We start from the raw sequence: 22,097 nt of genomic DNA, 5'->3' as shown, positions 1-22,097 counted from the left end.
CAATCCGCACACGGGACGGCCCGGACGTCACCCGGGCCGCGCCCGTCTGTCAGTGCCGTCCTGTTGTATGGGATGCATGACGGACAGCGGCAAGGCGGAACTGCGCACGACGGCCGATGCGGTGCTCGCCCGGCTCGTGGGGGACGAGACCGGGTCGGCGCGGCTGCGCGAGGACCAGTGGCGGGCGATCGAGGCGCTGGTGGCCGACAAGCGGCGGGCCCTCGTCGTACAGCGCACCGGCTGGGGCAAGTCCGCGGTGTACTTCGTGGCGACCGCCCTGCTGCGCGAGCACGGTGCCGGGCCGACCGTCATCGTCTCCCCGCTGCTCGCGCTCATGCGCAACCAGGTCGAGGCGGCCGCCCGCGCCGGCATTCACGCCCGCACCATCAACTCGTCCAATCCCGAGGAGTGGCAGACCATCCAGGCCGAGGTGGCCGCGGGCGCGGTGGACGTGCTGCTCGTGAGCCCCGAGAGGCTCAACAATCCCGACTTCCGCGACAACGTACTGCCCGAACTGGCCGCCGCCACCGGACTCCTCGTCGTCGACGAAGCCCACTGCATCTCGGACTGGGGCCATGACTTCCGCCCCGACTACCGGCGGCTGCGCACGATGCTCGCGGATCTGCCGCCGGGCGTTCCGGTGCTCGCCACAACTGCCACGGCCAACGCACGGGTCACGGCGGACGTGGCCGAGCAGTTGGGCACGGGAACCGGCTCGGACGCGTTGGTGCTGCGCGGTCCGCTGGACCGCGAGAGCCTCAGCCTGGGCGTCGTGCAGTTGCCCGACGCGGCACATCGGCTGGCATGGCTCGCCGATCACCTGGGCGATCTGCCCGGCTCCGGCATCATCTACACCCTCACCGTCGCGGCCGCCGAGGAGGTCACCGCCTTCCTGCGGCAGTGCGGGCACACCGTCGTCTCCTACACGGGCAGGACGGAGAACGCCGAACGCCAGCAGGCCGAGGAAGCCCTTCTGGCGAACCGGGTCAAGGCACTGGTGGCCACCTCCGCGCTCGGGATGGGGTTCGACAAGCCAGACCTGGGCTTCGTCGTCCATCTCGGCTCGCCCTCCTCCCCCATTGCCTATTACCAGCAGGTCGGCCGTGCCGGACGCGGGGTCGAACATGCCGAGGTGCTGCTGCTGCCCGGCCGCGAGGACGAGGCGATCTGGGCCTACTTCGCCTCCGTGGCGTTTCCGCCCGAAAACATGGTCCGCCGCACCCTGGACGTACTCGCACGGGCAGACCGACCGCTGTCGCTGCCCGCGCTCGAACCGCTCGTGGAGCTGAACCGCACACGCTTGGAGACGATGCTCAAGGTCCTCGACGTGGACGGTGCCGTGCACCGGGTCAAGGGCGGCTGGATCGCGACCGGTGCCCCCTGGTCGTACGACACCGACCGCTATGCGTGGGTCGCCAAGCAGCGTGCCACGGAGCAGCAGGCCATGCGCGACTACGCCGGCACCACCGGCTGTCGTATGGAGTTCCTCCGGCGGCAGCTGGACGACGAGCAGGCCGAGCCCTGTGGCCGCTGCGACAACTGCGCGGGCGCCCGGTTCACGGCCGAGGTCTCCGCGGGCGCCCTCGAGTCCGCCGGTGGCTCGCTCGCCCGCGCCGGAGTCGTGGTGGAGCCCCGAAGGATGTGGCCGACGGGGCTGCCGGCCGTGGGCGTCGACCTCAAGGGCCGCATCCCGTCCGGCGAGCAGGCCGCCCCGGGCCGGGCGCTGGGCAGGCTTTCGGACATCGGCTGGGGCAACAGGCTGCGCCCCCTGCTCTCACCCCAGACCCCGGACGCGCCCGTGCCCGACGATGTGGCCAACGCGGTCGTGACCGTGCTGTCCGACTGGGCCAAGGGACCGGGCGGATGGGCCTCGGGCGCTCCGGACGCGGTGGCCCGTCCCATCGGTGTGATCACCGTGCCCTCGCGCGCCAGGCCACAGCTGATCGAGTCGCTCGGCACGAGGATCTCCGCCATCGGCCGCATCCCGTTGCTGGGGTCGCTCGCCTACACGGATCACTGCGACGCCCTGTCCATGCCCCGCTCCAACAGTGCCCAGCGTCTCCGGGCCCTCAGCGGGGCGCTTGCCGTCCCGCCGTCGCTGCAGGAGGCTCTCGATGCCGCCGACGGCCCCGTGCTGCTCGTCGACGACCTGACCGAGAGCGGCTGGACACTCGCGGTCGCCGCCCGCCTGCTTCTACGGGCAGGCGCCAAGGGGGTGTTGCCGCTGGTCCTGGCCGTGAGGAGCTGAGTCCGCGCCACACGCCGAGCTGAGTCCGCGCCGCACGCCGAACGGTGCTCGGCGGCATTCGGACATGTCCTGTCGTGCTCGCATGCCCCATGCGTTGTCAGGCAACACACAGGGTAGGGATATAAGCCATGAAGGACCCGATAAGGGTCGGTGGGCTCAATTGCTCGTTGCCGCAACCAAGTTCGACAGGAAGAATCGAAGTCCGCTCCCCGCACGGCTCGTCCGTGATCCGGTAGGGCTCTGCTGCGGTGCGCGCTCCCCCGAATCCGACCCCGCCCGCAGTGGGCGCGTAGCCGAAGGGAGGACCGTGACCTTCGGATTTACTCCGTCCTCCGCGGCATCAACCTCGTCGCCTGCCGAGTTGTCCGCCGCATCCGCCAACCCCCTGGCCCGCATGCTCGAACCCGCGGAGTGGGCCGCCGCCGGAATCCCTCTGCTGCGCAACCCCCGCCAGGTGGTCAGCGGGCTGCACTCACGACACCGCCCCGGGCCGGCGACCGCGATCCTGGCGGTCCTCGATCCGGACGAGCGGTTGTTGGCGAGCGCCTCGTTCACCCGCCGCCAGGCCCCGGCCGACGGCTGGATGTTCCGCAACTCGCTGCTCGCCCAGCTGCGCCGGGTGATCCCGCACGACCTGCGGCGCCGCACGCCGGTGCGCACCGCCGTGCTGCTCTACTGCCGTGAGGGTGACGCGCGTTGGACGCAGGAGGACGGCGCATGGATGTGGGGTCTGCGTGACGCCTGCACGCTGCATGGGCTGCGCTGCGGGGCATACATCACGCTGACGCGGGACGGCTGGCAGGTCCTCGGTGAGGGCCGCGGCGGACGCCGTCCGAACTCACACTCGGCGCCGGAGCCCTTCGCCCTGTCCGAAGCCCCGCCTCCGCTGCCGCGTACCGGCGGTGCCGTCTCCGAGGTTCTCCGCCGCGCAGCGGCGCGCTGAAGCCGAGAGCGCCGCGCCTCAGCCGCCTGGGCCTCGTACGGCGCAGGGTGCTGCGTGGCCCAGTACGACGGCGGCGGCAGCACAGCACGACCACTGCCCGCACCGTCAGGATGAACCTTCGGCGCTTACGGCCACTGGCCGCACCTCGGAACGAACCTCCGTGCCCGCACCTCGGAACGAACGTCCGGTTCGTACAGCCCCGCCCGCCACCCACGACGCACCGTGCCGCTGGCCAGCCCAGTCGTGCACGCAGGCCGAAGCGCCGCCGTGCAGATGCGTGCACGGCGGAACGCCACTGCCGTCCAGGTGCCGCCGCAACGGCACCTTCGTCGCCCCAGCCCCCTGAGTCCGCTGGACGTACCGGAGCGGACTCAGACGCCCGCGCCGAGCACCGAGTTGATCTGCTGCGGGTCACCGCAGACGATCAGCAAGGCGTCGGCCCGGGTATGGGCCAGCGGCAGGGCGGTGGCGGCAGCCGTGTCGGGACCGTCGTTGATGGCGACCACGACCACGGGACGGGACGCGGCGCGGGACGCCATGGTGGCGTCCGCGTAGAACACGTCGTCGCCCGCGTCGTGCTGGGCCCAGTAGGAGGCTTCGCCGAAGGACAGCTCGTGGGCAGCCCACGGGTGTGGTTCACCGGTAGTGATCACCAGCACCTCACCGGGGGCACGACCGGTCTCCAGCAGCAGGTCGACGGCTTCCTCCGCAGCGTCCAGCGCGCCCTGGGCCGAGGCCGGGATCAGCTGGATCTGCGGGGTCACCGACGCCGGAGCGGAGGCGGCAGGGGCGGCCGGACCCGACGGTGCGGGCGTGGCCGTGGCCACGTCGCGCGGCGTGCGCTGCATCGGCGGCGCGGGCCGGGGGCCCGGACGACCGGGGCGCGGCGGAGCCGCTGGGCGGGGGCCGGGTACGGGGCGAGGGGTCGGCGCGGTACGGCCGCTGGCCGGAGTAGCGCGGGGACCCTGGGCACTCTCGTGAATCTGAGGCTCCTCGGGAATGAGAGGCATGAGCTGATATCTATCAAACGTTGGTGCGGCTCGCGTCAGCGGGTGGCACATGAGTGCGAGCGGGTGCGTCAGAAATCGAAGCCGAGCTGACCCTCGATCTCCGGAACGCCTCCGTCCGCCCAGCTGCGGGCCTTCTTGAGATGCCGCCACTGGGGCAGCGCATCAAGATACGCCCACGACAACCGGTGGTACGGAGTGGGGCCCCATACCTCCAGCGCGGCCTTGTGCACGGGCGACGGATACCCCGCGTTGGCCGCAAAATCGAAGTCTGCATGGTCGATACCCAGTTCGGCCATCATTTTGTCGCGCTGAACCTTGGCGATCACCGAGGCCGCCGCGACCGCCACGCACGACTGGTCTCCTTTGATGACCGTACGGACCTTCCAGGGCGCTCCGAGGTAATCGTGCTTCCCGTCGAGGATCACGGCATCGGGGCGGACCGGCAGTGCCTCCAGGGCGCGTCCGGCGGCCAGCCGCAAGGCAGCGGTCATCCCGACGTTGTCGATCTCCTCCGGCGAGGCATGCCCCAGCGCGTACGAGGCCACCCACGTCCGGAGCGCCACGGCAAGCTCGGTGCGCCGCTTGACGGTGAGCAGCTTGGAGTCGGTGAGGCCCTCGGGAGGCCGACGCAGTCCGGTGATCGCCGCGCAGACGGTGACGGGACCGGCCCAGGCGCCGCGCCCCACCTCGTCGACACCGGCAATGACCTTCGCTCCGGTCGTCGCGCGAAGGGAGCGCTCGACGGTGTGAGTAGGTGGTTCGTACGGCATGGCGCCCTTAGCGTACGCCGCCCGGAACATCCTGCGACACCCCGGTTCCCGGAGCTCCGTCGCGGGCTCCACAGCGCACCGTCACACACCGCTCGGCCGCAGCAGTGGAAGCATCAGCTGGTCGATCATCTCCTCCAGCTCACCATCACTCCATTCGCATGCGCACATCTCGCCTTCCTGCCGGTGACGGTCGTGATCGCGCTCGGCGCGGGCCTGTCCCAGCGATTCCTGCCGGTGCTGGGCCCCAAACCGTTCATGGTCGCCGGCTCGGCGCTCGCGGTGGCCGGGCTGGGCTGGGCTGGCAGACCCTCATCAGCTCGGACAGCTCGTACGTCGGCGGAGTGCTCGGACCGATGCTGGTGTTCGGCTTCGGTATGGGCCTGAATTTCGTGGCGCTGACGGTCACCGCGGTCTCCGGAGTCGCCCAGCACGAGGCGGGCGCGGCATCCTGACTGCTCAACACCACGCAGCAGGTGGGCGGTTCGCTCGGCCTGTCCATCCTGACGACGGTCTTCGGCACGGCCAGCAAGGACGAGGCGGAGAAGCAGCTGCCGAGTTTCCTGTCCGACGGGTCGGCGGAGCAGAAGGCGGAGTTCGCCAAGTCGCATCAGTTGCCCGCCCCGTGGGGGCATGAGGTACTCGCCCAGGGCATCTCGACCGGCTTCGTCGCCGCCGCGGCGATGGCCGTACTCGCCCTGGCCACCGCCTGGTTCGTCATCCGGGTCCGCAAGAGCGACCTGGAGGCGCTCGCGGGGGCGGCGGGCCCGGGCATCGGCTGAGCCGGCCGGACCCGCCCGGAGCCGCGGATGGCCGGGCCACGTCCGAGGGACCGACGGCGAGGACGCCGGTCCGGTCATCCGCGCACCGCACGCCGGGCTCGGCGACGAACAGTCCGATCGAGCGGACTCCGACCGGGCCGCACCCAGACCTCTGAGCAGCGGGACCAGAACGGCCGCAACGGCCGATACGACCACCGCAGCGAGCCCGAACTGCATGACCACCAAAGACTGCATGACCACCCCCGTGCCTCTCACCTGCCACCTGGGCTGTGCGAGCCCATGCCTCACACAGCGGATGACACGACAACGCCCGAGTGGTCACGCAGAGTTCCCGAACATCACAGAAAGTGTCCGGGGGTGAGCCCGGACCACGGGTCAGCCGGAGGCGATCGCCCACTCCGGCAGCGGCTCCGTCTGTTCCGCCCACGCGGTCGGTGGGGCACCCGCCTTCCCACCGGCGATCACCCCGCCCACGATGGCGCAGGTCGTGTCGACGTCGCCGCCAACCTGTGCAGTCGTCCAGAAGGCCTGCTCGTAGTCGCCCAAGGCCCGCGCGGCCGACCAGAGCGCGAAGGGCACCGTGTCGTGGGCCGACGTGCGCCGTCCGCAGCCCAGCACGGCCGCGACGGTGCTCGGGTCGTCGTAGTCGAGCATGTCCCTGGCCCGCCGCAGTCCCGCCCCGACGGCGCTCTTCGGAACGAGCGCGACGACGTCGTCGAGGAGTGCCTCGGCCGTGGGCGGGCCGGCGGGGGCGGCGGCCAGTGCCGCGGCGGCCGCGACGGCCATCGCTCCGACCACGGCCTCACGGTGCTGGTGCGTCGGGTACGCCGAGATCTCAGCCTGATGGGTCGCCTGCTCCGGATCGTCGGCATACCAAGCGCCCAGAGGCGCGATCCGCATGGCCGCGCCATTGCCCCAGGAGCCCTGTCCGTTGAAGAGCTCGGCGGCCAGCTCGCGCCAGTCGCCGCCCTCCCGGATCAGCCGGAGCAGCCGGTTGACCGCGGGACCGTAGCCGCGGTCGAAGTCGTGGTGAGCGGCGAACGAGTGGGCCAGTGCGTCCTGGTCGATGCGGTGGTGGACGGTCAGGACGGCGAGCACGGAGCAGGCCATTTCGGTGTCGTCCGTCCACTGCCACGGGCCGGGAGGCAGGTCACGGCGCTTGAGCAGCGGATAGTTCGCCGGGACGAAGAACTGTGAGCCCAGCGCGTCCCCCACCGCAAGTCCGCGCAGGCTGGCCAAGGCGCGCTCCAGGCGCCCGACGAGAGAGGAATCAGGGGTCATCGCTCTGCCACTCTATCCGGTGATCCCGTACGGTTCCGGATCTCGCCAGCGTTCGAACGGCCGGTCGAGCACGTACTTGCCGTCGTCGCCGAGAACCAGCATCCGCATCTCCGCGTTCCCCGGGTTGGACAGCGACTCGAATTCCGCGACCGTCCAGTGGAACCAGCGCATGCAGAACAGCCTCATGGCCAGTCCGTGGGTCACCAGCAGCACGTTCGGCGGGTGGTCGGGGGCCTCGAAACTGCGGTAGAGGCTCTCCAGGAAGCCGCCTACCCGGTCGTAGACATCGGCACCGGACTCGCCCTGGGCGAAGCGGTAGAAGAAGTGCCCGTACGCGTCCCGGTATGCCTTCTGGAGCCGTACGTCGTCGCGGTCCTGCCAGTTTCCCCAGTCCTGCTCGCGCAGGCGGGGCTCCTCACGCACCCGTATGAGTTCCGGGTCCAGATGGAAGGAACGCAGCGTCTCGTGCGTACGGCGGTACGGGGAGACGTACACGCTGACGCGCTCGCGGCCGAACACCTCGCGAAGCCGCTTACCCGTCTCCTCGGCCTGCTGCCAGCCCCGCTCGGTGAGGGCCAGCGCATGGTCGGGTTCGCGCTCGTACACGGTGTCATCAACATTGCCCGTTGACTCTCCGTGCCGGACAAGGATGATGCGCCGTGGTCGTGCCATGCCGAAACCCTAGATCGAGTGACGGCCTGCCGAGCAGTCCTACGGGCTCCATACGGTGTAGGTCACACACTTCCTGCACCATGGGTCACACAAGGGCGCACGATTGACGAGTCCGGTTTTCAAACCGTCCAGGTGGGTTCGAGCTCCACGATGTCACCCGTGAGGGCCGCGACATCCGCCTCCGTCTGCGCCCTGAGGGCGAGTCGCTCCACCCGCTCGGTGCGGTACTTGCCGTGTTCGGCGGCAGACCGCCACATCGACAGCACCATGAACTCATGGCCCGGTGCCTCGCCGAACAGCCCACGGATCATGCCGGGCGAGCCGGCCATCGCCGGATTCCATACCTTCTCCTGCATCAGCGTGAAGTGCTCGGCACGCTCCTCGTGGACACGGCAGTGGGCGACCCGTACGAGGTCCGCGTCCGTGAAACGCGGCTCGAAGCCGGTCTTCACGTCGAAGCGGTAGTCGAACAGTTTGACCTGGGTGTCTTTGAAGGTGCCCGACTGGGATGCCGCGAGCCGGTCGTGGGAGCGGGCCATGAAGGAGTCGTAGAAGGCACGGCTCTCCCAGAAGGCGAAGATGTGCGCCACCCCCGGCCGCCCCCGGCTCCAGCCCCCGCCCTGTCCCCGAAACCCCGGCTCCCCCAGAAGCCCCGCCCACTTCCGCTGCCCCCGCTCGAAGCCGCGGCGGTCCACCACGGTGCAGCGAATCCACTTGACCAGCACCGCGCCATCGTAAGGCCAGGGAGCGTGGCGTCGGTCACTGTCTGCCGCAGAGCTCTTCCGCACGCGCGCCCCCGCGCGTGGCAGGATGGACAACCGGCCTTGCCCACCCGGCAGTTCGGGCCGAGGGCACACATGGGGACACGGAGAAGGGGAACGCATGGTGAGCGGCCTCAACAAGGGGATCCGCAAGGTGGAAGTCGCGATCAAGTGGGACCCCAGCCCGGCGGGGCAGCCGCCCACCGATCTGGACATCGTCGCCGCGACCTACCTGACGAGCGACCCTCACGGCGATCCCGCCTATGTGGTGCACTTCGACAGCCGCTCCCCCGACGGCACCATCTACCTCAACCGGGACAGCAAGGACGGCAAGGGCTTCGGCTGGGACGAGGTCATGACGCTGGAACTCGACCGGCTCGACGGCCGGTACGCGCGCGTGGTCGTCGGCGTCATCATCCAGCAGCGTTCCGCGCACCGGACCTTCGTCGGCGTGGTCAACCCCGGCCTGCGCATCCGGGAGGGGTACACGGTCCTGGCCGAGGACGACTTCGGCGGCGTGCTCGGTTCGACGGCGGCCACGGTCGGGGAGTTCGTGCGCGCAGGGACCGGTACATGGGATTTCCACCCCGGCATCCAGGGCTTCGAGGACGACCCGGCGCATTTCACGCGGACCATGGGCCAGGCACACCGGCCCTGAGCCTCAGGCAGGGTAGCGGGCCACGATCGCCAGGGTCTTCGTCAGGGCGGGTACCGGTCCCGGCCCGCCCGTCCGGAAGGCCGGTGCCATGGGGGTCGGCCACTCCGTGGACTGTGCCGCGGTGAGATCCGCGTGAGTGAGGATCTGGGCGAGTGCGTAGGCGAGGCGGTCGTCCTCCTGGGCATCGAAGAGGTGGTCGGTGGCGGCCAGGAGGCATGCGACCGCCAACTTGGCCGCCTGCGGAGGGTTCTGACCGGGCTGCCGGGCCAGGACGGCCAGCAGGTCGGCGCCGTGCGGCGCGGCGGGCAACCAGCCGAGGGCGGGGTCGTATCCGCTCAGAACGCTCGGCCGGATACCAGTCGGCGGACGCGTGCCACCACTCCTCGCTCCAGTCGCCCGCCTCGGCGATCCGCGCCAGGATCAGCGGGGCGAAGGCGCGGGCCTGGACTTCGGGATCGGTGAGCGCGCGGCCATCCGGTCACCGAGGTGCCGCCGCTCCGCCGTGCCCAGGGTGGGTAACAGGCGCACCGCGGCGACGTACGCCCGATCGTCGCGGACGGCCGGATCCGGGGAAGCGGAGATCCGCGAGGAGCACACCGAGGGCCGGTCCGGAGGGGGCGCGGACACCCCCGTCGTACTACTGCAGAAGAATCCATGATCGCATGGCTACGGACCCGTGGGAGCCGCCGAGTGCCTTACGGCGAGGAGGGGCGTCGGCACTTGGCCCGCGCCCCTCCTCCGGAGCTGCCTGTCAGTCAGGGACGTATGCCCGCTGCCCTGTGTCAGCTGCAGCCGCTGGTCGAGCCGCAGCCCTCGCAGATGTAGCAGGAGCCGGCCCGCTGCATCTTCGTACCGCAGGAGAAGCACAGCGGTGCGTCGGCCTGGATGCCCAGTTGCATCTCGACCAGCTCGGCGCTGGTGTGGGCCTGCTGCGGGGCGGGCTTGGCCGCCTCGACCTCCGCCTTCGGGGCGGCGACGGCCTTCAGCTCCTGGGCACGCGGCGCCGACTGGGCCAGGCCCTCGACGTCGACATCGTCGATGGACGGCTCGTACGAACCGGTCTCCAGGTGACGCTGGCGCTCCTCGGCGGAGTGGATGCCGAGCGCGGAACGCGTCTCGAAGGGCAGGAAGTCGAGCGCCAGGCGGCGGAAGATGTAGTCGACGATCGACTGGGCCATCCGCACGTCCGGGTCGTCCGTCATACCGGCCGGCTCGAAGCGCATGTTCGTGAACTTGGAGACGTAGGTCTCCAGCGGCACGCCGTACTGCAGACCCACCGAGACGGCGATGGAGAAGGCATCCATCATGCCGGCGAGGGTGGAGCCCTGCTTGGACATCTTCAGGAAGACCTCACCGAGACCGTCGTCCGGGTAGGAGTTGGCGGTCATGTAGCCCTCGGCGCCGCCGACCGTGAAGGACGTGGTGATGCCGGGACGGCCCTTGGGGAGGCGCTTGCGGACCGGGCGGTACTCGACGACCTTCTCGACCGTCTCGCGGATGGTGGCCTCGGCCTTCGCCGTGACCTCCGCCTTCTCCTTCGCCTTGGTCTTGGCGGAAAGGGGCTGGCCGACCTTGCAGTTGTCCCGGTAGATCGCGAGCGCCTTGACGCCCAACTTCCAGGCCTCGAAGTAGATCTCCTCGACCTCCTCGACGGTCGCCGACTCCGGCATGTTGACCGTCTTGGACAGGGCGCCGGAGATCCACGGCTGGATTGCGGCCATCATCCGGACGTGGCCCATCGCGGAGATGGAGCGCTCACCCATGGCGCAGTCGAAGACCTCGTAGTGCTCGTGCCTGAGGCCAGGCGCGTTGACGACATTGCCGTGCTCGGCGATGTGGGCGACGATCGCCTCGATCTGCTCCTCCTGGTAGCCCAGGCGGCGCAGGGCCTGCGGAACCGTGCCGTTGACGATCTGCATCGAGCCGCCGCCGACGAGTTTCTTGAACTTGACCAGCGCGAGGTCGGGCTCGAGGCCGGTGGTGTCGCAGGACATCGCGAGACCGATGGTGCCGGTCGGGGCGATGACGGACGCCTGGGAGTTACGGAAACCGTTCTTCTCGCCGAGGCGCCGCACGTCCTGCCAGGCCTCGGTGGCGGCGGCCCAGATCGGCGTGTCCAGGTCGTCCATGCGGACGGCCGCGGTGTTGGCGTCGGCGTGCTGCTTCATGACGCGCAGATGCGGCTCGGCGTTGCGGGCGTAGCCGTCGTACGCCCCGACGACCGCGGCGAGTTCGGCGGAACGGCGGTACGACGTGCCGGTCATCAGGGAGGTGATGGCACCGGCAAGCGCACGGCCGCCGTTGGAGTCGTAGGCGTGGCCGGTTGCCATCAGCAGGGCGCCGAGGTTGGCGTAGCCGATGCCGAGCTGGCGGAACGCGCGCGTGTTCTCGCCGATCTTCTGGGTCGGGAAGTCCGCGAAGCAGATGGAGATGTCCATCGCGGTGATGACGAGCTCGACGACCTTGGCGAAGCGCTCGACGTCGAAGGACTGGTTGCCCTTGCCGTCGTCCTTCAGGAACTTCATCAGGTTCAGTGAGGCGAGGTTGCAGGACGTGTTGTCCAGGTGCATGTACTCGCTGCACGGGTTCGAGCCGTTGATACGGCCGGACTCCGGGCACGTGTGCCAGTGGTTGATGGTGTCGTCGTACTGGATGCCGGGGTCGGCGCAGGCCCAGGCGGCCTCGGCCATCTTGCGGAAGAGGGTCTTGGCGTCGACCTCTTCGATGACCTCGCCGGTCATCCGCGCGCGCAGGCCGAACGTGCCACCCTGCTCGACCGCCTTCATGAACTCGTCGTTCACACGGACCGAGTTGTTGGCGTTCTGGTACTGGACGGAGGTGATGTCCTCGCCGCCGAGGTCCATGTCGAAGCCCGCGTCGCGCAGCGCGCGGATCTTCTCCTCTTCCTTCACCTTGGTCTGGATGAAGTCCTCGATGTCGGGGTGGTCGACGTCGAGGATGACCATCTTGGCGGCGCGGCGGGTGGCGCCGCCCGACTTGATCGTTCCTGCAGAGGCGTCCGCGCCGCGCATGAAGGAGACGGGCCCGGAGGCGTTGCCGCCGGAGGAGAGCAGTTCCTTGGAGGAGCGGATGCGGGAGAGGTTCAGGCCGGCGCCGGAGCCCCCCTTGAAGATCATGCCCTCTTCCTTGTACCAGTCGAGGATCGACTCCATGGAGTCGTCGACGGCCAGGATGAAGCAGGCGGAGACCTGCTGGGGCTGGGGCGTACCGACGTTGAACCAGACGGGGCTGTTGAAGCTGAAGATCTGGTGCAGGAGGGCGTACGCCAGCTCGTGCTCGAAGATCTCGGCGTCGGCGGGCGAGGCGAAGTACTTGTAGTCCTCACCGGCCTTCCGGTACGTCTTCACGATGCGGTCGATCAGCTGCTTGAGGCTGGTCTCGCGCTGTGGGGTGCCGACGGCACCGCGGAAGTACTTGCTGGTGACGATGTTGACCGCGTTCACCGACCAGAAGTCGGGGAATTCGACGCCACGCTGCTCGAAATTGACCGAGCCGTCGCGCCAGTTGGTCATGACGACGTCACGACGCTCCCACGCAACCTCGTCGTACGGGTGCACGCCGGGGGTGGTGTGGATGCGCTCGATACGCAGTCCCCTGGTCGCCTTGGTGCCCTTGGCTCGGGACCCTCGCGCCGGACCGCTCGCCGTCTCTGTCATGCCGCCTCCCTGTACGGGCGAAAACGCCCTGAAGTGCCCCGTTGTTCCCGTGGCACGGTGTTCTGTCTGGTGTTGCGGGCACCCTCTTCGCACCCCGCAACAGGTCTTCCCTCGCCGCCGCCCGGCCGGGCCCGGAGCCTCCGTCCGGGGCCGGCCCGCCGGTCAGTCGGCGGCGCCTGCGGGCTCCAGGGCCTGAGCAGTCCCCCCGGATCCGCGATCGTCTTCTTTTCGGCTCCCCGCGCCCGCACCTTCGCGGTCCTCGTCGTCCGCGGCGGGGCGTCCCGTCTGTTCCCTGAGTTCCACGATGGCGGCCTCGAAGTCCTCGAGCGAGTCGAACGCCCGGTAGACAGAGGCAAATCGCAGAAACGCGACGAGATCGAGCTCCTGCAATGGGCCGAGTATGGCCAGCCCCACGTCGTGGGTGGTCAGCTCGGCACTCCCGGTGGCCCGCACCGCCTCCTCGACCCGCTGGCCGAGCTGGGCGAGTGCGTCCTCGGTGACAGGCCGTCCCTGGCATGCCTTGCGCACACCGTTGATGACCTTGGTACGACTGAAAGGCTCAGTGACTCCGGACCGCTTGACCACCATGAGCGAGCACGTCTCCACGGTCGTGAAACGACGGGAGCAGTCAGGACACTGGCGGCGCCTGCGGATCGACGTGCCGTCGTCGGTCGTACGACTGTCGACGACACGGCTGTCGGGGTGCCTGCAGAAGGGACAGTGCATGATCTCCAACCCTCCTCACAGCAGACTCAATAGCCCCAAGAGGCCACTCGGGCCCCTCGAAGCAGCCCCAAGCATAGGCGATCAGTGAGGGCCCGAAGACCCGGGGGACCACAACTTCTGGGCTGCTGCTGCAATCCAACCACTAGATGTGGGGATTGGCTCATACATCCACACCATGCGCGCGTGTCGCGCGCATCGGGGCACGCGCCATGCCGCCTGTGCGGCCGCAGCGGATACGGGTATGCACGGCCGTATCCCGTGCGGCCGCGCGGAGATACGGTGGGCGCCGCAGGAGGTGGCGCGGGACTCCCGCACGGATGGGGGTCGGTCCACGGTTGACGGGGTGCCGGATGGCAGACTGGGTCAACGACCCATGAGGTCGCCACGCCGGCGGTGAAGAGTACAACAATGGACACCTTTGCTCGCCGGGCAGCGCGTCAGCCATACACCCGGACGCATGATCAAGTCAGGCACTTCGCGGTTTTTCACTCGAACGTGTGTTTGGCGCAACCTTTCGAAAGCAACTACCGTTGTCCAGCAGGGAGACCATCGAGAGGGGCCGACGTGACCACCACCGCAGACAGTGCCACCATCACCGCCCAGGACCGCTCCCAGGGCCGACTCGAGCCGGTGCATGCGATGAACGAAGCCGCGAATCCAGAGGGGCACAAGCGCTCTCTGCCGGGCCGACCTCCAGGCATCCGCGCGGACAGCTCGGGACTCACGGACCGGCAGCGCCGCGTGATCGAAGTCATCAGGGACTCGGTGCAGCGGCGCGGCTACCCGCCGTCCATGCGGGAGATCGGCCAGGCGGTCGGCCTGTCCAGCACATCGTCCGTCGCACACCAGCTGATGGCGCTGGAGCGCAAGGGCTTCCTGCGCCGCGATCCGCACCGCCCGCGCGCATACGAGGTGCGCGGCTCCGACCAGGGCGCCTCGGTCCAGCCCACGGACACCGCGGGCAAACCGGCCGCGTCCTACGTCCCTCTGGTCGGCCGCATCGCCGCCGGTGGCCCGATCCTCGCGGAGGAGTCCGTCGAGGACGTCTTCCCGTTGCCCCGGCAGCTGGTCGGTGACGGAGAACTGTTCGTGCTGAAGGTCGTGGGCGACTCGATGATCGAGGCCGCGATCTGCGACGGCGACTGGGTCACGGTCCGCCGCCAGCCGGTCGCCGAGAACGGCGACATCGTCGCCGCGATGCTCGACGGCGAGGCCACCGTCAAGCGCTTCAAGCGCGAGGACGGCCATGTCTGGCTCCTCCCGCACAACTCGGCGTACGAGCCGATTCCGGGTGACGACGCGACCATCCTCGGCAAGGTGGTGGCGGTGCTGCGGCGCGTGTGACGGCTGCGGCGGACGGGCCGGATCGGACCCCGTCCCCTGACCGGGCCCCGGGACCCCTGCGCCGGTTCCGGGGCCCTGTGCTGTCCGGCCCCGCCAGTCATCCGGCGCCCCGTCCCATTTCGCTCCCTGGCTGCGTGGCCACGCCGACGCAGCCAGGGGCGAAGTGGCTCAGCGGTCAGCCTCCTCCTTCTGCGCCACCGCATCGATCGCCGCCAGCGACTTACGGACCTGGTCGCGGTCCGTCGTGTACCAGAAGTCCGGCAGTGACGCCTTCAGATAGCTCCCGTATCGCGCCGTGGCCAGCCGCTGATCCAGTACGGCGACCACGCCCCGGTCTCCCATCGCCCGTACGAGACGGCCGGCGCCCTGGGCCATGAGCAATGCGGCGTGGGTCGCGGCGACTGCCATGAACCCGTTGCCGCCTGCGTCCTCCACCGCTTTCTGGCGGGCGCTCATCAGCGGGTCGTCCGGACGCGGGAACGGGATCTTGTCCATCACCACCAGCTGACAAGCGGGGCCGGGGACATCGACGCCCTGCCAGAGCGACAGCGTGCCGAAGAGGCAGGTCTTCGGGTCCGACGCGAAATTCTTGATCAGCTCACCGAGGGTCTCCTCGCCCTGGAGGAGGATCGGGAACTCGGGGATGCGCGAGCGCAACTCCTCCGCTGCGAGCTGAGCTGCCCGCATCGAGGAGAAGAGGCCCAGGGTGCGGCCGCCGGCCGCCTGGATCAACTCCGTGAGTTCATCCAGCATGTCCGCGCGGTCGCCGTCCCGCGCGGGGCGCGCCAGGTGCTTCGCGACGTACAGGATGCCCTGCTTGGGGTAGTCGAAGGGCGAACCGACGTCGACGCCCTGCCACTTCGGGAGATCGTCGCCCTCCGTCCCCTCGGGAGCAAGTCCCAGGGAGGCTCCGACGCCGTTGAAGTCCCCGCCCAGCTTCAGAGTCGCGGAGGTCAGAACGACGGAACGGTCCGTGAAGAGCTTCTCCCGCAGCAGACCCGAGACGGACATGGGGGCGACGCGGAGGGAGGCGCCGAAGCGGTCATGGCGTTCGTACCAGACAACGTCCCATGCCGACCCGTTCGTGATCCGCTCGGCCACATCGTGCACCGCCTCCACGGAGGCCAGCGCCTGTTTGCGGACCGCGTCCTCGTCCTGGACGGACTTGTCGCGGGTCGCTCCGATCGCGGAGATGACGGTGCGGGCGGCGTCGCGCAGCGCCATGAGCGCGTAGCCCAAGTCCTCCGGGATCTCCTCCAGGCGCCCGGGCAGGGCCAGTTCCATCAACCGCTCGAACCCCTCGGCGGCGGTCTGGAGCTGGTCGGCGGCCTTCTCGTTGACAAGCTTCGCGGCGCGCCGCACCGCGCGGTTGACCTGGCCGGGGGTGAGCTCGCCGGTCGCGACCCCGGTGACCCGTGAGACCAGTTCGTGCGCCTCGTCCACGATCAGCACCTCGTGCTGCGGGAGGACCGGCGCGCCCTCGATGGCGTCGATCGCGAGCAGTGCGTGGTTGGTGACGACGACATCGGCGAGCTTGGCACGCTCGCGGGCCATCTCCGCGAAGCACTCGGCGCCGTACGCGCACTTCGAGGCACCCAGGCATTCCCGGGACGAGACCGACACCTGGGCCCAGGCGCGGTCGGAGACTCCGGGCGTGAGGTCGTCGCGGTCGCCGTTCTCCGTCTCGTCCGACCAGTCGCGCAGCCGCAGCAGGTCCTGGCCGAGCTTGCTGGTGGGAGCGGCTGCCTCGAACGGGTCGAAGAGACCCTCCTCCTCGTCCTGCGGGACGCCCTCGTGGAGGCGGTGCAGACAGAGATAGTTGGATCTGCCCTTGAGCATCGCGAACTCCGGGCGGCGGCGTAGCTGCGGGTGCAGCGCCTCCACTGTGCGCGGAAGGTCCCGCTCCACGAGCTGGCGCTGGAGGGCCAGGGTGGCGGTCGCGACGACGACGCGCTCCCCGTGCGCGAGCGCCGGCACGAGATAGCCGAGCGACTTTCCGGTGCCGGTGCCGGCCTGGACCAGCAGATGCGAGCCGTCGTCGATCGCCTCCGCGACGGCTTCGGCCATGGTCACCTGGCCGGGGCGCTCCGTACCGCCGACGGCAGTAACGGCAGCATGCAGGAGCTCGGGGAGTGAGGGCTTCGTCATAGCCCGACCACCCTACGGCGCCCCACTGACAAACGGGCGATCAAGGCCGAAGCCGGGGGCAGGATCAAGTCCGGGGTGCCTTTCGTTTCGGATCGGATCAGCTCCGGTTGAGATGGGAACCGGTTCACGTGGGGGTGTGTTCGCCGTGTCCGGGGGACTCGGCCCGATCTCGAAGTCTGTGCGGCGCGATTGGGAACCGGATCGACGCGAGCGGTGTACCAAAAGTGATGGCGCTGTGACGCGGCGCTACATCACGTGGCGAAGGGACCGGTCCCGGACCACGAGGGCTGCCCGCTTGGCGGGCAGGTCGACCTCGGCGAAGAAATGAAAACCGGCACTCAGGAAGGAAGCGATGGACGGGATGTTGCGAAGGTCGGGCTCCGCGACGACGCGAGCGCAGGCGGGGCGCTTGTCGAGCACGAGATCGGCTACGGCTCTGAGCAGCGTGCCGCCGAGCCCACGCCCCCGGTCGGCCATGCTGCCGATGAGGAGGTGGATACCGGTGTCATGAGGTCGGGCGGGATAGTGGCGGGCCAGGGGATCGAGATCGGCCCGGTAGAGCTCCCAGTAGCTCATCGGAGTGCCCTCCAGCGTGCCCATGCACGGAACGCTGCGTCCGTCTTCGGCGAGCCGGGCCCGCACATGTTCCTCCGTCACGCTCTCGGGACCGGCCAACTTCCAGAACGCTGCGACGGCGGGGTCGTTCATCCATCGGCAGATGAGCGCACGGTCCCGTTCCAGGCGTACGGGGACGAGTTGGAACGCGCCCGCAGAAGTGGCGGTCGGACCCCAGTCGGCAATGCGGTCGAGCAGATCATCGCTGGTGTGATCGAAGGCCGACGCCGGGGTGCCCGTGCGACGGGGCCATGGTCTGTGGCCTCCGGTGCCCTCCTCCTCGAAGAGCGCGAGCAGTTCCTCGGGCAGCCGTAGGTCCAGCGTGTCCTCACTGTCTGCGCTCACGTCGTTGGGAGACACGGCGACGCTCCTCTCGGGGCTCGGTGGGTCAGGTTCTCGGGGCTGAAGGGGGCTGTTGGTGATCAAGAGGTCCGGGTCTGAGACCGGCGCCAGGGCGCAGGCCCGGTCCGTGGAAAGTGACGGGAACGGGTAGTGATCGGCCCAAGGACGTCAAGAGTGGAGGGGATTGGCGATGGTGACGTAGACGGACTGCGTGTCGACGGGGCCGGCGAGTTCGTCGAGGCCGTGCAGCCGGGTCAGCAGGTTGGCCTTGCAGCGCAGAGCGGGTGAGTCGAGCAGCAGGGCGGGAAGCGCGGTGCGCAGCCGGGTTGGGCCCGACGCACCATCGGAGAGGAAGCGCCGGAAAGCGGCGAGCAGTAGCTGTTCGTCGGCCAGGGACTGGGAGCCGAACGCGCCGATGAGTCCTAGCACGTTGTTGATGGCGAGGTAGTAGGCGAAGCGCTCGTCCGTGACCTCGTCGGAGACGAAGGTGTCGCTGCGCTCGCCGATACCGGGCAGTCGGGCATCGAGTTCGGCGCGACGGGACTCACGGAAGTAGTAACCCTGGTTGTCGCGGTAGCGGCCGCCCGTGGGCCAGCCGTTGGCGTCCAGCAGTAGCAAGGTGTTCTGCTGGTGTGCCTCCAGGGCGATGCCCGCCTCCGCGTCCAGCCACAGGACCGGGCGGACGACCTGCTCCAGATAGCGCAGGAACCACTCGGCGGCGACGGCCTCGCGGGGTCGGCTCGTCCGTTCGGCGAGGCGTGTGACGACCTCGTCCAGGCGGGATCGCAGAGCCGGCCGGTCGGACCCTGGTGGCCCTGCGGCGAGATCCTGCTCGGCACGGGGGCGCGGCGAGATGAGTCCGGCGACGCAGGAGACGTCGTCCGTCGGGCGGAACGGGTTGTGCCGGATCATCACGTCGAGCCCTGGCACGGGGTTGCCGTCCGGCCCGTCGACGGCGAGCCAGGCCGGGTCGCGGACGATGTCGAACCCGGGGTGCGAGGCCTGCCACTGCTTGGACAGACCGCTGCGCAGAAGCCGGTGCACCTCGACCCCGCGGTGAAGTTCCTTGCGGAGGTTCTCCCGACGCGAGTTGGTGATGCGCAGGCCGAGTGACAGCTTGAGCATGGCCGGAGCACCGGACCGATGAACAGTACGTACGGAGGAGGTGGGGTGCCAGGGAGAGCCCAGCGCGCCGAGATCGCGGATCAGCCCGGAGTCGAGCAGCGCCGCGGTGCCGGGACGGTGTCGGACCTCGCGCAGTTGCCAGGGGTGCAACGGCAGGGCCGTGTAGCCGTCGGGGAGGGGCAGTTCGGCCTCGGCGAGGCGTGCAGTGAGCTGGGCAGCGGGGATGAGCCGGCCACGTTCGGTCCAAGCCGAGTCGGTAGCGAGTACGGAAGGAGCGACAGCGAACCAGTGCAGGGGGAAGGAGCCACGCAACTCGGGTGAGTACAGCCGCGCTTCGGCCTCGGAGAGACCCTCGCGACTCTTCGGCGTGGGATGCAGCGGATGGCCGAGCACGAGTGCCTGCTCGGCGGCGAGGAAGAGATCGGGCTCATCGTCGGGACGTCTCCGGCGGTCGCTGATGAAAGCGGCGGTGCGGCGGAGCGAGTCGGCTACGCGGGCCACGAGGTCTGCGGCGTCGAGGATCCGGGGCGCGGGGGCAGGGTTGCTTGCTCCCCAGAACTCTCTGGTGAGCAGTGCAGCGACCGTGACCGCGTCGGCCGGCGGGGACTGTTCGGGGGTGTCGGCAAAGCGTGGGGGGCCGAAGCGGTGCCATCCCGTCGGGGACCAGTAGTGGACGGGGGCGAGCAGGGCAGTGCCGCTGGCGGGGAGGGGGATGCGAAGGGTCCTGCCGTCCGGGGCCGGAAGGTTGGACTCGCGTACCCAGCACCGCAGCAGGTTCTCCACAGCGGCGGCATCAGCAGCGGTGTGCGGGTCCGGGTGCTGGAAGAGGTCGGAGGTGGCACCAGGCAGCCGCTCGGAGTCCGGAGCCCCGCCCTGCTGTGGGGTGACTCCGCTGTGGGGAGCCGAGGGGATGTCCCGCCTGCGCGGTCGCTGCCGGGACACCTCTGTGTCTGCGGAGCGGGGAGAAGGTGCAGGGCTGGGGCCGTCGGAGCCGGGGGTGGGGTTCAAGGGTGAGTTCCTTGGGGGCTGGGGTGGTTCCGGTTGCTCGTGGGCTCGCTGAAGGGCCACGTCCTTCAACGGGAGGTGAGCCGCGATCGGGGTTCAGATCAGGCGGCGGGGGTGTGTGAAGTGACGGCACGTGCGTGCACGTACAGGAAGGAGGGAGCAGGCATGGCTGAGCAGACCCGATCGATGGGGCGGGGTCGCTGCTGACAGCCCCGGACGGCTTTCCGTGCGCAGGCTCGGTCACGGTCACGGCTCACTGTCCTCCTGCTGTCCACGGGCGAACAGGGGCTCGTGTCTCCCCGACCGACCCGGCATACGAATCCCGTATGCGTCGGCTGGACGCCCGGGCAACTGGACACAGGGGACCGGACACAGGCGGCGGGCCCCTCACCGCTACCAACCGCGGACCGCTCACCGGGTTACGGGTCGCCTCAAGATCCTTGTTCTGCCCTTTGCCGCACAACTCCCGTACCGGGTGTGCGGGTTCGTCGGACGTGTGCTCAACATGGTCGCCGTCCTCCTCGGAACGACGCTGCAATGGCCAGGTCAGACCGCTTGTAGCCGAACCGTTGCCGTTCCGTCGGAAGTCCCCCACAGCGAGCGCATAGTGTGTGGTGCCATTCGAGGTTGCCCATGTTGCCGTGAGATCGGGCGAGATCGCGGCGCCGCTCCAAGTGTGTCCATACCAGGGGGAGTAGACCATGCGTTCCATACGGCCGTCGTTCACCGCTCGCGGGGAGCATCGCGGGGGAAGGGGCGCGCGCCGCAGAACCTCCCCCGTGCTTGCCGCCCTGGCACTCGCTTCCGCGCTCGCGCTCACCGCAACCGCCTGCGAGTCGGGCGACACCCAGGCCGACGGCCAGGCCTCCGCCTCGGCCGCGTCCGGCGAGGACGGCAAGTTCACGATCCCGGACGGCATCAAGGACAAGCTCGAAGAGCACGGGATCGACATCGACAAGTGGAAGGACGGTGCCTGGAAGGACTGGGACAAGGACGACTGGCTGCGGGAGGCCCAGGACTACATCAACCCGATCATCGAGGGTCTGTGGGACCCGGAGCGGATGCGCGACGCCGATGACCCGGACACGGGCGTCGACGAGAACGATCTCTCCGGTGACCAGGGCGTGACCGACCCGACGCCCGAGCCGGTGGAGGCGAAGGCCGTGTCGCCTGCCTACCACGACAACGCCCCCGAGGCGGGCAAGGTGTTCTTCGACTCCCCCGAGGGCACGATGGTCTGCTCGGCGACGGTCGTGCAGGATCCGGCCCACCCAGGCAAGTCCAACCTGGTGTGGACGGCGGGCCACTGCGTGCACGCCGGCAAGAAGGGCGGCTGGTACCGCAATATCGCGTTCGTACCGTCGTACAACAATGCGGGTGAGACGGCTGAGCAGTTGCAGGACGTCACCAAGGAGCAGGTCGCTCCGTACGGTGTCTGGTGGGGTGACTGGGCGCAGACCTCCGCGCAGTGGATCGAGCAGGGCGGTGCAACGGGCGGGGACGGTGCCCCGTACGACTTCGCCGTCATCCATGTGACGCCGGAGAACGGCAGCGGCGGCAAGTCCCTGGAGGAGACGGTCGGTTCAGCGCTGCCGGTGGACTTCAACGCCCCGGCCGTGACGAAGGTCGACGGCATCACGGCGACCGGTTACCCGGCCGCGTCGCCGTACGACGGGCAGGCGCTGTACCAGTGCCAGGACAAGCCGGGCCGGCTGTCGATCAGCGCGTCCGACCCGACGATGTACCGCATCGGCTGCACCATGACCGGTGGTTCGTCCGGTGGCGGCTGGGTCGCGACGGGCTCGGACGGCAAGCAGGCACTCGTGTCGAACACCTCGATCGGCCCGGTGTCCGCAGGCTGGCTGGCCGGACCGCGACTGGGTGAGGCGGCCCAGGGGGTGTACGACTCCGTGAGCAAGAAGTTCGCAGGTCGGTGACCCGGGCATGCTGAAGGCCCGCTCCCTGCGAGAGGCAGGGAGCGGGCCTTCGGGCC

The 22,097-nt window shown here is 69.5% G+C and carries 16 protein-coding genes and 2 pseudogenes; 6 read left to right on the top strand and 12 right to left on the bottom strand.

Going from position 1 to position 22,097, the window contains the following annotated elements; genetic code table 11:
- The first annotated feature begins 76 nt into the window (after positions 1-76).
- On the top strand, positions 77-2,248 hold the full coding sequence (locus F7R91_RS27630) for a RecQ family ATP-dependent DNA helicase (protein ID WP_150952567.1): 2,172 nt from the start codon (positions 77-79) through the stop codon (positions 2,246-2,248).
- A 307-nt stretch (positions 2,249-2,555) separates the two neighbouring features.
- Positions 2,556-3,191, top strand: a complete 636-nt coding sequence (locus tag F7R91_RS27625; RefSeq protein ID WP_150952564.1) for a hypothetical protein — start codon at positions 2,556-2,558, stop codon at positions 3,189-3,191.
- Between the two features lie 371 nt (positions 3,192-3,562).
- Here the strand turns inward: F7R91_RS27625 and F7R91_RS27620 are convergent, their stop codons facing one another.
- The 3 genes and pseudogenes from F7R91_RS27620 to F7R91_RS43005 all read right to left on the bottom strand — a co-directional run.
- A complete protein-coding gene (locus F7R91_RS27620) occupies positions 3,563-4,201 on the bottom strand; it encodes a hypothetical protein (protein ID WP_150952561.1) in 639 nt (212 codons plus the stop codon).
- 68 nt (positions 4,202-4,269) lie between these two features.
- Positions 4,270-4,971 (bottom strand): ribonuclease HII, encoded by a 702-nt coding sequence (locus F7R91_RS27615; RefSeq protein ID WP_150952558.1) that lies wholly within the window; start codon positions 4,969-4,971, stop codon positions 4,270-4,272.
- 81 nt (positions 4,972-5,052) lie between these two features.
- Positions 5,053-5,142, bottom strand: a pseudogene (locus F7R91_RS43005) (TetR family transcriptional regulator); the annotation flags it as partial.
- On the opposite strand from F7R91_RS43005, the pseudogene F7R91_RS27605 reads away from it, so the two are divergent.
- A pseudogene (locus tag F7R91_RS27605) lies at positions 5,134-5,750 on the top strand (MFS transporter); the annotation flags it as partial. The pseudogenes F7R91_RS43005 and F7R91_RS27605 overlap by 9 nt on opposite strands.
- Positions 5,751-6,125: 375 nt before the next feature.
- On the opposite strand, the gene F7R91_RS27600 reads toward F7R91_RS27605, so the two are convergent.
- From F7R91_RS27600 to F7R91_RS27590, 3 genes are all read right to left on the bottom strand, one after another.
- Positions 6,126-7,031 (bottom strand): ADP-ribosylglycohydrolase family protein, encoded by a 906-nt coding sequence (locus F7R91_RS27600; RefSeq protein ID WP_150952555.1) that lies wholly within the window; start codon positions 7,029-7,031, stop codon positions 6,126-6,128.
- 12 nt (positions 7,032-7,043) lie between these two features.
- Positions 7,044-7,703, bottom strand: a complete 660-nt coding sequence (locus tag F7R91_RS27595) for a histidine phosphatase family protein (RefSeq protein ID WP_150952552.1) — start codon at positions 7,701-7,703, stop codon at positions 7,044-7,046.
- 119 nt (positions 7,704-7,822) lie between these two features.
- Positions 7,823-8,428, bottom strand: a complete 606-nt coding sequence (locus F7R91_RS27590; protein WP_150952549.1) for a YdbC family protein — start codon at positions 8,426-8,428, stop codon at positions 7,823-7,825.
- Positions 8,429-8,588: 160 nt separating this feature from the next.
- On the opposite strand from F7R91_RS27590, the gene F7R91_RS27585 reads away from it, so the two are divergent.
- A complete protein-coding gene (locus F7R91_RS27585) occupies positions 8,589-9,122 on the top strand; it encodes a TerD family protein (RefSeq protein ID WP_150952713.1) in 534 nt (177 codons plus the stop codon).
- A gap of 3 nt (positions 9,123-9,125) precedes the next feature.
- Here the strand turns inward: F7R91_RS27585 and F7R91_RS43000 are convergent, their stop codons facing one another.
- The 3 genes from F7R91_RS43000 to nrdR form a co-directional block, all read right to left on the bottom strand.
- Positions 9,126-9,431: a DUF2785 domain-containing protein gene (locus tag F7R91_RS43000; RefSeq protein ID WP_230989810.1), complete on the bottom strand. Its 306-nt coding sequence runs from the start codon at positions 9,429-9,431 to the stop codon at positions 9,126-9,128.
- 473 nt (positions 9,432-9,904) lie between these two features.
- Entirely contained in the window at positions 9,905-12,799 is a 2,895-nt protein-coding gene (locus tag F7R91_RS27575) for a vitamin B12-dependent ribonucleotide reductase (RefSeq protein ID WP_150952546.1), read from the bottom strand.
- 162 nt (positions 12,800-12,961) lie between these two features.
- Entirely contained in the window at positions 12,962-13,525 is a 564-nt protein-coding gene (nrdR, locus tag F7R91_RS27570; RefSeq protein ID WP_150952544.1) for a transcriptional regulator NrdR, read from the bottom strand.
- Between the two features lie 564 nt (positions 13,526-14,089).
- Here nrdR and lexA point away from each other — a divergent pair.
- Positions 14,090-14,869, top strand: a complete 780-nt coding sequence (lexA, locus tag F7R91_RS27565) for a transcriptional repressor LexA (RefSeq protein WP_150952541.1) — start codon at positions 14,090-14,092, stop codon at positions 14,867-14,869.
- 168 nt (positions 14,870-15,037) lie between these two features.
- Here lexA and F7R91_RS27560 read toward each other — a convergent pair whose 3' ends face one another.
- The 3 genes from F7R91_RS27560 to F7R91_RS27550 all read right to left on the bottom strand — a co-directional run bounded on the left by F7R91_RS27560 (position 15,038) and on the right by F7R91_RS27550 (position 20,107).
- Positions 15,038-17,017, bottom strand: coding sequence for an ATP-dependent DNA helicase (locus F7R91_RS27560; protein WP_150952539.1), 1,980 nt, complete (start codon positions 17,015-17,017; stop codon positions 15,038-15,040).
- 246 nt (positions 17,018-17,263) lie between these two features.
- Positions 17,264-17,992 carry a GNAT family N-acetyltransferase gene (locus tag F7R91_RS27555; RefSeq protein WP_225320814.1) on the bottom strand — a complete coding sequence of 243 codons (729 nt, stop codon included), beginning with the start codon at positions 17,990-17,992 and terminating at the stop codon, positions 17,264-17,266.
- 150 nt (positions 17,993-18,142) lie between these two features.
- Positions 18,143-20,107, bottom strand: a complete 1,965-nt coding sequence (locus tag F7R91_RS27550) for an IucA/IucC family protein (protein WP_150952533.1) — start codon at positions 20,105-20,107, stop codon at positions 18,143-18,145.
- A 698-nt stretch (positions 20,108-20,805) separates the two neighbouring features.
- Here F7R91_RS27550 and F7R91_RS27545 point away from each other — a divergent pair.
- Positions 20,806-22,041 (top strand): trypsin-like serine peptidase, encoded by a 1,236-nt coding sequence (locus F7R91_RS27545; protein ID WP_150952530.1) that lies wholly within the window; start codon positions 20,806-20,808, stop codon positions 22,039-22,041.
- The last annotated feature ends 56 nt before the right edge of the window (positions 22,042-22,097 follow it).

Origin of the sequence: Streptomyces luteolifulvus (assembly GCF_008806595.1) — a bacterium.
Taxonomy (GTDB): domain Bacteria; phylum Actinomycetota; class Actinomycetes; order Streptomycetales; family Streptomycetaceae; genus Streptomyces; species Streptomyces luteolifulvus.
Note: the sequence above shows the minus strand (reverse complement) of the source record. Positions and strands in the feature narration are given on the sequence as shown.

Coding starts and splice junctions, on each gene's coding strand:
- F7R91_RS27630 (WP_150952567.1), top strand. CDS start 77: ATGACGGACAGCGGCAAGGCGGAACTGCGCACGACGGCCGATGCGGTG.
- F7R91_RS27620 (WP_150952561.1), bottom strand. CDS start 4,201: ATGCCTCTCATTCCCGAGGAGCCTCAGATTCACGAGAGTGCCCAGGGT.
- F7R91_RS27615 (WP_150952558.1), bottom strand. CDS start 4,971: ATGCCGTACGAACCACCTACTCACACCGTCGAGCGCTCCCTTCGCGCG.
- F7R91_RS27600 (WP_150952555.1), bottom strand. CDS start 7,031: ATGACCCCTGATTCCTCTCTCGTCGGGCGCCTGGAGCGCGCCTTGGCC.
- F7R91_RS27595 (WP_150952552.1), bottom strand. CDS start 7,703: ATGGCACGACCACGGCGCATCATCCTTGTCCGGCACGGAGAGTCAACG.
- F7R91_RS27575 (WP_150952546.1), bottom strand. CDS start 12,799: ATGACAGAGACGGCGAGCGGTCCGGCGCGAGGGTCCCGAGCCAAGGGC.
- nrdR (WP_150952544.1), bottom strand. CDS start 13,525: ATGCACTGTCCCTTCTGCAGGCACCCCGACAGCCGTGTCGTCGACAGT.
- F7R91_RS27560 (WP_150952539.1), bottom strand. CDS start 17,017: ATGACGAAGCCCTCACTCCCCGAGCTCCTGCATGCTGCCGTTACTGCC.
- F7R91_RS27545 (WP_150952530.1), top strand. CDS start 20,806: ATGCGTTCCATACGGCCGTCGTTCACCGCTCGCGGGGAGCATCGCGGG.